The organism is uncultured Megasphaera sp. (assembly GCF_958350005.1).
GTDB lineage: Bacteria > Bacillota > Negativicutes > Veillonellales > Megasphaeraceae > Megasphaera.
Window position 1 is genome coordinate 1 of sequence record NZ_CATWFF010000068.1, and the last position, 10,379, is coordinate 10,379.

General features: G+C 53.8%; 11 protein-coding genes. 9 read left to right on the forward strand and 2 right to left on the reverse strand.

The window, feature by feature from the left end:
- The 4 genes from Q3886_RS05405 to Q3886_RS05420 all read left to right on the forward strand — a co-directional run.
- A partial coding sequence (locus Q3886_RS05405; RefSeq protein ID WP_301860149.1) for an extracellular solute-binding protein occupies positions 1-797 on the forward strand: 797 nt, incomplete at its 5' end.
- A 21-nt stretch (positions 798-818) separates the two neighbouring features.
- Entirely contained in the window at positions 819-2,102 is a 1,284-nt protein-coding gene (locus Q3886_RS05410; RefSeq protein ID WP_301860150.1) for an ABC transporter substrate-binding protein, read from the forward strand.
- A gap of 66 nt (positions 2,103-2,168) precedes the next feature.
- Positions 2,169-3,026: a carbohydrate ABC transporter permease gene (locus tag Q3886_RS05415; RefSeq protein ID WP_301860151.1), complete on the forward strand. Its 858-nt coding sequence runs from the start codon at positions 2,169-2,171 to the stop codon at positions 3,024-3,026.
- A gap of 22 nt (positions 3,027-3,048) precedes the next feature.
- Positions 3,049-3,894, forward strand: coding sequence for a carbohydrate ABC transporter permease (locus tag Q3886_RS05420; RefSeq protein ID WP_301860152.1), 846 nt, complete (start codon positions 3,049-3,051; stop codon positions 3,892-3,894).
- On the opposite strand, the gene Q3886_RS05425 is transcribed toward Q3886_RS05420, so the two are convergent.
- Positions 3,852-4,973 (reverse strand): uroporphyrinogen decarboxylase family protein, encoded by a 1,122-nt coding sequence (locus tag Q3886_RS05425; RefSeq protein WP_301860153.1) that lies wholly within the window; start codon positions 4,971-4,973, stop codon positions 3,852-3,854. The two genes, Q3886_RS05420 and Q3886_RS05425, sit on opposite strands and share 43 nt — an antisense overlap.
- 107 nt (positions 4,974-5,080) lie before the next feature.
- On the opposite strand from Q3886_RS05425, the gene Q3886_RS05430 reads away from it, so the two are divergent.
- Genes Q3886_RS05430 through Q3886_RS05440 form a run of 3 tightly spaced genes read left to right on the forward strand, consistent with a single transcriptional unit; the run spans position 5,081 to position 8,361 of the window.
- Positions 5,081-5,743, forward strand: coding sequence for a corrinoid protein (locus Q3886_RS05430; RefSeq protein ID WP_301860154.1), 663 nt, complete (start codon positions 5,081-5,083; stop codon positions 5,741-5,743).
- Between the two features lie 3 nt (positions 5,744-5,746).
- On the forward strand, positions 5,747-7,453 hold the full coding sequence (locus tag Q3886_RS05435; RefSeq protein WP_301860155.1) for an ASKHA domain-containing protein: 1,707 nt from the start codon (positions 5,747-5,749) through the stop codon (positions 7,451-7,453).
- Between the two features lie 11 nt (positions 7,454-7,464).
- Entirely contained in the window at positions 7,465-8,361 is an 897-nt protein-coding gene (locus Q3886_RS05440; protein WP_301860156.1) for a uroporphyrinogen decarboxylase family protein, read from the forward strand.
- Here Q3886_RS05440 and Q3886_RS05445 read toward each other — a convergent pair.
- Complete coding sequence (locus Q3886_RS05445) at positions 8,346-8,927, reverse strand: 5-formyltetrahydrofolate cyclo-ligase (protein WP_301860157.1); 582 nt, start codon at positions 8,925-8,927, stop codon at positions 8,346-8,348. The genes Q3886_RS05440 and Q3886_RS05445 overlap by 16 nt on opposite strands.
- A 163-nt stretch (positions 8,928-9,090) precedes the next feature.
- Here Q3886_RS05445 and Q3886_RS05450 point away from each other — a divergent pair, with 163 nt between their 5' ends.
- Both Q3886_RS05450 and Q3886_RS05455 read left to right on the forward strand, forming a co-directional pair.
- On the forward strand, positions 9,091-9,414 hold the full coding sequence (locus tag Q3886_RS05450) for a cupin domain-containing protein (RefSeq protein ID WP_301860158.1): 324 nt from the start codon (positions 9,091-9,093) through the stop codon (positions 9,412-9,414).
- A 138-nt stretch (positions 9,415-9,552) separates the two neighbouring features.
- A complete protein-coding gene (locus Q3886_RS05455; RefSeq protein WP_301860159.1) occupies positions 9,553-9,879 on the forward strand; it encodes a cupin domain-containing protein in 327 nt (108 codons plus the stop codon).
- Positions 9,880-10,379: the final 500 nt, after the last annotated feature.

Consider the following 10,379-nt stretch of genomic DNA (forward strand, 5'->3'; position numbering starts at 1 on the left):
GGATATTCCTGGAGGCCTTTTCTCTTGATGGCCAGCTGCTGCTGGCCATCAAGAGCAAAGGCCTCCAGGAATATCCGTACCTGTTCCCCATGACGGCCGAAGAAAAGACGACGACATCCTTTATCGCCCTGGCCTATATTCGCAATGGCCGCGTATTTAATGACGACGGCACCCTCAATGCCGAAAGCACCCTCGACACGCTGACGACACTGAAAAAATACCTCGACGAAGGACTCATCGATCCCAACAGCGTAACGACGCCGGGCATCGACGTATTCCGCGGCATTCAGAACGGCAAGGGCTCCTTCCTCTTTGGGCCGACGTCCTTTACGACCAGCACGAATGACCCCAAAGTCTCGAAAGTCATCGGTCAGGTACAGTCCATTCCCATCCCCGGCAAGACAGGCGTAACGCCTCATACTATTGCCTTCCCGGAAGCCCTGGGCATTTCAGCATACTCCCAGCATAAAGAAGCAGCCAAGAAGTTTGTCGAATGGTATATTTCCAAAGAAACGCAGCTGAAGCTGAACAAGGCCATCAATAATCCGCCCATCCGCATCAGTGCACTGGAAGCGATGAAACAGGATTCTCAGACCGCCCAGGCTGCGGAAACGATCGTCAACCAGCTGAAAATCGTAGATACGCCGTTCCCACAGGGCGTACCCAAATATTACACCAAAATGAGCACGGAAATTTATAACACTGTAAACCAGCTGGGCCAGGGACAGATTTCCCCGCAAGATGCAGCAGCACAACTGGTAGAACGGGTCAATGCCATTGTCAAGGCAAATCAATAAGACCCTGTAGGGAGAACACATATGTCAACTATTTCGCAAACCTTGAAAACACTGGGCCTCGTATCGGGCCTGGCTGCAGCACTGCTGATCACCGGCTGCGGCGGCTCTTCCCAGACAAAAACGGCCTCAGCCGGGAATGAAGAAATTACGGTCATGGTCCCTGACTGGGGCGCGCCAACGCCGGAGCTTCTCGATGAATTCAAAAAAGAAACGGGCATTACCGCTCATGTGCAGACCGTTTCCTGGGACGATTCGAAGAGCAAAATCTCCGTCGCCTCAGCAGCTAAAAAAGCGCCTGCTGATGTTATCGAAGTCGACTGGTCCTGGGCTGGTGAATTTTCCAGTGCCGGCTGGCTGGAACTGCAGAAACCTGACGAAAATACCGTAAAAGACGTGCCGACCTATTCCTATTTCAAGTATAAAGACGGCTACTGCGCCACGCCGTATATCAACGGCGTCCGCATGGCCTACTGGAATACGGAAATGGCCAAACAGGCCGGCGTAACTGCTATTCCGCAGACCGCAGACGAACTGGAACAGGCCATGAAAGCAATCAAGGAAAAGGGCGTTATTTCCTACCCCTTCCTCTTCCCTATGGATGCGGAAGAAAAAGTAACGACTTCTTTCGTCACCCTCGCCGTCAGCCGAAACGGCAAAATCTTCAACGATGACGGCACGCTGAACAAAGAAAGTGCCCTGGATACGCTGACCGTGCTGAAGAAGTACCTCGATGAAGGCCTTATCGACCCCGTTACGGTTACACGGCCCGGCATGGACACCTTCCGCGGCATTTACACCGGTGAAGGGGCATACCTGCTGGGACCCCAGTCCTTTACGACCAGTACGAACGACCCGAAAGTATCGAAAGTCGTCGGCCAGGTCGTCCCCATTCCCATTCCGGCCAAAAATGGCCCGGCTCCCCAGACCGTTGCTTTCGTAGAAGCCCTGGGTATTTCAGCATTCTCGGAACACAAAGAAGCTGCCCAGAAATTCATCGACTGGTATACGTCGAAGGAAACACAGCTGAAGCTGAACAAGGCCATCAACAATCCGCCGACCCGCATCAGCACCATTGAAGAAATGACCAAAGGCAGCGACGCCAATGCCGCAGCAGCCAAGGTTATTTTGCAGCAGCTGAAGCTGGTACAGTCACCGTTCCCCTTAGGCGTTCCCAAGTATTACTCCAAGATGAGTGCAGAAATCTACAACCTCATCCAGAAAATGGGCAAAGGCGAACTGTCTGCTCAGGAAACGGCAGATCAGATGACGGACCGCGTCAACGCCATTGTAAAAGCAAATCAATAATAAAAAATACTTACGTATAGGCCTGCAGCCTGTACGTAAGTATTTTTCTATCTAAGGAGTATTGGTATGAAACGATTTCTCTATCCTCTTTCCTTTTTAGGCCCCAGCGTTCTGCTGCTGGCAGCCTTCGTATATCTTCCTCTTATCGTTACCTTTGAATACAGCCTGCAGCACTACAAACTGACCGAACCAGGCCAGGATTCCTTCGTCGGCCTGCTGAACTATCTGTATCTTCTGTCAGACAAAGCCTTCCAGATGACCTTGCTGAACAACGCCTTCATTCTACTCTTCGTCCTGGCTGTCGGACTGGTACTGAGCATTATCATGGGCCTTGTGCTGAACAAAAAAAATATCCTCACGCCGCTGCTCACGGCACTCATCATTATCCCCTGGGCCCTGCCGCCGCTGATCAACGGGATTATCTGGAAATTCATCTTTTTCCCGGGATACGGATTTTTAAACAAACTTCTTCTCCTGACCGGCATTATTGACGAACCCATTGCCTGGACCAGCAGCCGCCTGGGCATTCTGGTCGTCGTGAGCCTGGCCGTCGTCTGGCGCAGCGTCCCCTTTGGCGCAGTCCTCGTGCTGGCTAATCTGCAGCATATTCCCCAGGAATATTACGATGCCTTTTACATGGACGGCGGCAGCCCATGGCAGGCCTTCCGCCGTATTACCCTGCCTCTGATTGCGCCGTCGCTGGCCATTATTGTCGTCACCTTTCTCAGTACGGCTGTCAGCGTATTTGACGAAATCATTGCCCTGTCCGGGTACCGCTTTGAAAGTCAGTCCCTGGAAGTCTATACGTACATGACGACGTTTAACTTTCTCGATTTCGGCACAGGCAGTGCCGTCTCGTACATTGCCATGCTACTCAGCGGCATTATCGGGTATTTCTACATTCGCTACATGAAAATCCGCTAAGATGCGGCAAGGAGGAACAGGTATGCATTTTCTTTCATGGAACCGCTGCGCCTACGGGCTGGCAGTTATCTTTATTATATTGTTTACAGCCGGGCCGATTTTCTGGAACTTCATCGTCAGCATTTCGCCGGAAGCAGAAATCAGCCAGGCCTCATCCTCTTTTTTCCCGCAGTCTGTGACCTGGGAAAATTACGGCGCCATTCTGGACTGGGACCGTCGGGAAGGCATGACTGTCCTGTCAGCTCTGACAAACAGCCTGGAACTGGCTCTCTGGACCTTGCTCATCAGTCTGCCCCTGACAACCCTTGGCGGCTACGCCCTGGCACGGTATCGGTTTTCCGGACGAACTGTCCTGCTGAGCTGTCTCATCCTGACTATCGTCATCCCCACGGTTGCCCGCATCATCCCGGTCTACGCCATGTTCCGCCAGTATGACATGCTGGACAGCTATTTCTGGACAGCCGTCTTGTATACGACCATGGCCATTCCCATTCTTACATGGATTTCCATGAATTACTTCATCCAGCTTCCCCGGGAACTCTGGCAGGCTGCCGAGCTGGACGGCTTTACGGAATGGGGTATGCTGACGCGCATCATTCTGCCCCTGTCACAGCCCATTCTCCTGACCAATGCCCTCATTACCTTCATTATCAGCTGGAAGCAGTTTATGGTGCCCACCATTCTGTTATCAGCCTATACGAACCGCGTCATTACCATGATTTTGTCTGACTTTATGACGAAGGACACGATTCTCTACTCCATCATCGCCGCCTGCGGCATGATTGCCATTATCCCGCCGGCCCTGCTGGCTGTCCTGTTCCGGCGCTATCTCATTTCCGGGCTGACTGCAGGATCAACTAAATTCTGAAGCCCTTTGGGCAGACAGCCCTTTCTGGCACCGGCACCGTACACGGCAGCAGCCTGCATATAGGCCATCAGATTTTCCTTCGCCGTGCCAATAGGCGTGTCGCAGCCAGGGCACAAGGTAAATCCTGCCGGATTATCCCCGGCCTGGCGCAGACAGCGAATGACATCCTTCGTCACCTCTTCTGCCGTACCGTAGCGCAGGACATCGACAGGATCGACATTTCCCGTAATGCCCACTTCCGTACCATGCTGCCGCTTCAGGGCCTCCATATCTTCCTTGTTATCAATAGAAAGAGAGCTGAATCCCATGGCCGCCAGTGCATCCCAGCGGTCGTGAATAATGCCGCAGGCATGCATGCTGGGCCGGCAGCCGTAAACAGCCGTCAGGCGCCGCACAGTCTCAGAAAGGACAGGTTCGACAAAGCGGTGAAAGAATGCCGGCGACAGAATGTTTTTGGAAATAAGGGGTTCTGAAAAAGACAGGCAAATACCCGTTTCTGCATAGACATCGCGGCAGCAGGAAACGACGTTTTCCATACTGTACCGCAGCAGGCGCTGCACGTCATCAGGCCGGCGGATCATATCCCGCAGAAAGCGTTCGATACCGATGAGAAATCCCGCCAGAGTAACAGGCCCTTCTGTGCCGCCGCCAATGATATGGGTTTTGCCAAATTTTTCCTGCAGCCGCTTCGTGCCTTCCAGCATGACCGGAATCCGCCCGCCTGTGTGAATATCGACGAGGGGCAGCGATTCCAGATCATCATAAGAAGACAGGGCCGGCGCTGTGACATGTGATACGCTGTGATCGGGAAAGACCAGCTTCGTTCCCAATGCTTCCGCCACGGCCCGTGAGCCAATGGCCATGCCCATGTCATCAGCGCCGAAGTCCTCGGCCAGACGGCTCTGCACATCGACCATCACATCAGCCGAAGAGTAGTAGTCCCGTATCTCAATGCCATAGAGAAGCGACCCTGTTTCTGCCGATGTCAGAACCGTCGGAATACGGTCTACTTCCTGTCCCTGTTCATACAATGTCAGCCGTTCTTTCGGCGTCAGTTCTGTCTGTATCCCTTTCATCATGAACCTGCCTTTCGTATTATATATTTATGCTGCAGCGCAATTTCATCAGATGTATTGTACCATGATGCCGTTGCGCCGTAAATCTGTCCGAATAGGAGCTTTATACTATGAATCCATCTGAATCTACGCTTTGGAAACGCTTATCTCAGGCCGTCGTTGCCATGGACGAAGACGGTGCCGTCGAGGCAGCGCAGACCTTGATTCGCTGCCATTACAATGCTTACAACGGCATCATGCGCGGCCTCGCTGCCGGCATGGACGAAGTCGGGACGTTGTACGAAGAAGAAGAATATTACATTCCCGAACTTCTCCTGTGCTCAGATGCCATGTATGCCGGTCTGCGCGTTCTCCAGCCCCATTTGCAGCCTGAAGCGACGGGAAACCAATACACTGCCGTCGTCGGCGTTGTCGAAGGAGACACGCACGACATCGGAAAAAATCTCTTCAAAATCATGCTGGAAACCAACGGCTTTACCGTAACTGATCTGGGCCGGGATGTTGCGCCAGAACGATTTATCCAGGCAGCCCGGGAAACAAAGGCCGATGTTGTCGGCCTGTCGACACTGATGACGACGACTATGGACAACATGGAGACCGTCATGACCCTGCTCCAGAAAGAACAGCTTCGCCATGACGTCGTCGTCATGGTCGGCGGCGGTCCCGTATCCCAGCGCTTTGCCGATGCTATCGGCGCTGACGGCTATGCGCCGGAAGCGTCGGCAGCAGCCCGTCTGGCCCGGAAGCTGGTCCAGCAGAAACGGCAGGAATAAGGAATGGGGAATATCATAACCCTAATGCCCCAGGGCCAGGCTTTTTCCTATAAACAAGGCGATTCGCTCCTGCAGATTCTGCAGGCCCATCATATTCCCCTGTCGGCCCCCTGCGGCGGCCACGGCCAGTGCGGCAAGTGCCGCGTATCTATTCTCAGCGGCACTGTCAATGCGCCGACGCCGGAAGAACGGCAACTTCTCGGCGCAGAACCGGATACAGCGATCCGCCTGGCCTGTTTTGTCTATCCCTGCGGAGACGTGCAGATTGTCCTGCCTGAACGAAAGGCCGCACCGATTCTGCATACGGGGTACACGCCGCCGTATACACCAGAACCGGCAATCAGCAAACGCCTGTATCAGGCTGCGCCAGGACAGCCAATATACACCGATATATATGACGGCCCGGAGCAAATCGGAAGAGAACAGGGAGATACGGGCCGTCATTGTTACGGTGCTGCCGTCGACATTGGTACGACAACGGTCGTCGTTTCCCTCGTCGATGTAACGACTGGCGAGGAGATTGCTTCTGCCACGGCTGAAAATCCGCAACGCCTGTACGGCAGCGACGTCTTGTCCCGCATTGCCTATACCCAGCGGGAGCCGCAGGGCGCAGCGCAGCTCCACGAGGCTATTATACAGGGCATCAACAAGCTGACAGGCCAGCTATGCCGGCGCCTGGCCCTCTCGCCGAACTGGATCTACGCCTATGCTGTCAGTGCCAACACGACGATGATGCACCTTCTCCTGAATCGCCCGGTGTATTCGCTGGGCCGATTTCCCTATACGCCGGCCTTTACAGGCAGTATCTCTGTCAGGGCCGCTTCTGTCGGCCTGCTCGGCTTTCCCCTGGCCCGCCTGTACTGTCTCCCCTGCCTGTCCGGCTACATTGGCGCCGACATCCTGGCCGGCGCAGCTATTGCCGATTTGCAGCATGCAGCAGATACGGTCCTGTTTCTCGACATTGGCACGAACTGCGAAATCGTCGTAAGCCATCACGGTGTCATGACCTGCTGTGCCTGCGCTGCCGGCCCGGCCCTGGAAGGAGCTGCTATCAGCTGCGGCATGACCGCTGCTGACGGCGCCATTGACGACGTGACCCTGCAGGACCAGGCCTTTCACATCCAGACCATCGGGAACACTCCTCCTTCCGGTATCTGCGGCAGCGGCATTCTCACAGCAGCAGCCGCCTTCCGCCGGGCCGGCCTGATCAGTCCTTCCGGGCGCATCTGCTCTGCCCGGCAGCTTCGCAGCCAGCACTATGACACATTCCTGCCGTACCTTCGGGAAGAGGGAAAAAAGCGCAGTCTTATCCTCGCAGACGGTCCCCATCCCATTACGATAAGCCAGCAGGACATCCGTCAGATTCAGCTGGCCAAAGGGGCCATCTGCACGGGAATTACGCTCCTGCTGAACCGTCTCGGCCTGACGCCGGACGCCCTGCAGCGCATCATGATTGCCGGCCAGTTCGGCAGCCATCTGAAAGCATCGGCCCTGTTCGATATTGGCCTTCTGCCGGACGTACGGCCCGACGCCGTCACCTGCCTGGGCAACACATCCCGCACAGGGGCCCTGCTCTGCCTCCTGTCCCGGCCATGGCGCCGCACCATAGAAGGCTATCTTCCGCAGATGCAGTATATCGATCTCAGTACCGATCCACAGTATGAATCCTTATTTGTCCAATCTCTGTCGTTTCCGCCAATTCACGGCTAAAGGAGTATGCCATGCCAATCCATTCCTGCGGCGCCGATCCCCTGGAAACGCTGCACCATCCCCAGATATTCCAGTACCTTTCCTGGCAGCCACAGCAGATCTATGAATGCAGCGCAGCCATGGCCGATGCTGCCAGGGTCATAAGCCGGCAAACTGGCGATGCCCTCTGCCACCTGCCGCTGGATAATACGGCTGAAGCCGAAGCGTGGGGCGCTGTCGTCTCGCCGGGAACCACATCATACAGTCCGCGCATTGCCTGTGCTCCTTATGCTTCTGTCGAGACCCTGCTCATCCAGCCTGCGCCACCTGTGGAAGCAGAACGGATTGGCTCTATCCTCCAGGCCCTGTCCCTGCTGCAGAGCGAAGGCAAACCAACTGCCCTGCATATAAGCGGACCCTTTACCATTCTGTCGCAGCTTATTGACCCCGTATGCCTGTACAAGACGTGGCGTCGTGAGCCCGAACAGATCTGGCAGGCCCTGCACCGCATCAGCACCTGGCTCCTGACCTATGCCAGCCAGGGCATACAGCACGGCGCATGTATGCTGTCCTACGCGGACACTGTATTATCTCCCACCCTTCTTGGCCCAAAACGATGGGAACAGGTCATCAGGAATGCAGAACTGCCCTTGCTGACAGCCCTGTCACGTCAGGTACCGCAGCCCCTTATCCATCTCTGCCCTCAGTTATACAGCAGTCTGGCAGAACGAGGCTGGTGTACGCCAGCCCAGCCCATCGGCAGGCCTGACGAAACGTACAGTCAGGCTTTGCGGCGTCTGGCCCAAACAAAGGAAGCAAACCCACATCTGGTCGGCGGAGCCTGCGTACACAGTCCGACATTGTCCAGCACCAATCTGTATGCACTACACCTTTCTGAGCCCTACACGCCCGCTCAGTGTGAACAATGATACACGGCCTGTTCGGAAATGACCTGATCCAGCTGTACATCATGGGCCTCCACAGGAATACTTGAGATCATCATCTGTTCCCGGCAGAGCAGGACAGCCGGACACGACGTCTGCGGCAGATAGCGGTCGTAAAAACCGCCGCCATAGCCCAGGCGATGTCCCGTTCGATCTGCACTGAGGCAGGGCACAATGACTAAATCCATCTGCGCAGGCGTAATGACTGGCGCCGTCTGCGGCGGCTCAAGAATCCCGTAGCGTCCGGGATGCAGCTCAGACAGGGACTGTATCTGCCGCCCTTCCATGATGCCTTTACCGGTACACAGCGGCACGGCGACGGTTTTGCCGTCAGCCAGCATGCGGGCAATAAGGGGAGCCGTCTGTATTTCCCGGGCCGTCCCGACGTAGCAGAACACCACCGCAGCCGCTGCGTATTCCGGCAGGGCCAGTACAGCCCTGCGAATACTGGCATCAGCTCTGCGGCAATAGGCGGAATCCAGCCGCTCAGCCCGCTGCCGCAGCAGTTCCCGAAGGTTTCGTTTTTGTTTTTCTTCTTCTCCTTCTTTCACAGGCACTTCTCCTTTCCTGTCATATGCTCAGTATACACGAAAGCCGCCGAATTCCAACAGAATTTTGTCTTTTCTGCGAAGAAGTGAACGATTTTTTTGCATCCATTCTATGTATAATAAAAGAAAATGGTGCAGTATATTACTTTTCGAAGGAGACGATTTTATGAAAGTTACGCGAATGGACAATGCCTGGGGCGGCAAGGGCTATGCCCTGATTAAGGAATTCCTGAATGAAACGCAGATGAACGAAAAAATAAACCTATTCGCCGAAGTCACGATTCCCGTCGGCAGCTCCCTGGGCTACCATGAGCACTACGGCGAAAGCGAAACCTACTATATTCTGCAGGGAACGGCTCTGTACGACGACAGCGGCACACAGCGGCTCCTGAGCAAAGGCGATACGGTCTACGTTCACAACAATGGTCATTCCATCGACAACACAGGCAAAGAAGACCTCGTCTTCATGGCCCTCATTATTGCTGATTAATACAGAAATCTGACTGGGTATAGCTCCAAATTTTATATGCATAAAAAGCATGTGTATTTTATGATAAAAGCATGACAAAGTTCTTTCTCTATGCTATAATACAGGTAGAAAAAAGAGCAAGCGAAAGGGGTGAGTCCAGTGGACACAGAGAAGGTAGAGCATGCGGCCGGCGGCAAGGGTTACATCTTAAAGCAGAAGCTGCTGACAGAGGAACAGCTCATGGGTAAGAATGGCATGTTTGCCCGCATTACGCTGAAACCGGGATGTTCCTTGGGCTACCACATGCACACAGGCAACGCGGAAGCATATTATATTCTTTCCGGCGAAGGCGAATATGACGATAACGGAGCAGTCCGAACCGTCAAAGCAGGCGATGTTACCTATACTCCGGACGGAAAGAGTCACAGCTTGGAAAACAAGGGAACGGAAGATCTCGTGTTCATCGCGTTGATTATCAACAACTGAATAGAGAAAACAAGAAAAACAGGTTAGACAGGATTTAGTTAAACGCATGTCGTTCACAGATTTGAGATAGTAACTTACCTGACAGCAAGCGCTTCGAGCTTTTCGAATGGGAACTAGTTCTTCACGTTAAGTTAATCTATACATCTGCAAGCTAAACGATTTGTACGTGTTTTCAGTGAGGTTAAAGATACCAGAACCAAAAACCATATGACTATGAATCCTTTAACATAGAGGGCCGGTACGCATATGTCGATTGCGGACCGGCCCTCTTTTTGCTGTATGCAAAACCGGTACTGCCAACAGATTCCGCTGCTGGCAGTACCGGTTGTATGGTATATATTGGTATCTCGTTTCGTCGTGATGCTTTACCTGCTGTACTTCTGCATCAACAAGAGCGAAAACACCGACTCACACGATATGGTGTTCCTTAGCCAGTTTAGCCAGGTATTCGGCGGAGAAAGTTGTATATTTTGTAATTACATCCACAGGTAATCCATCAC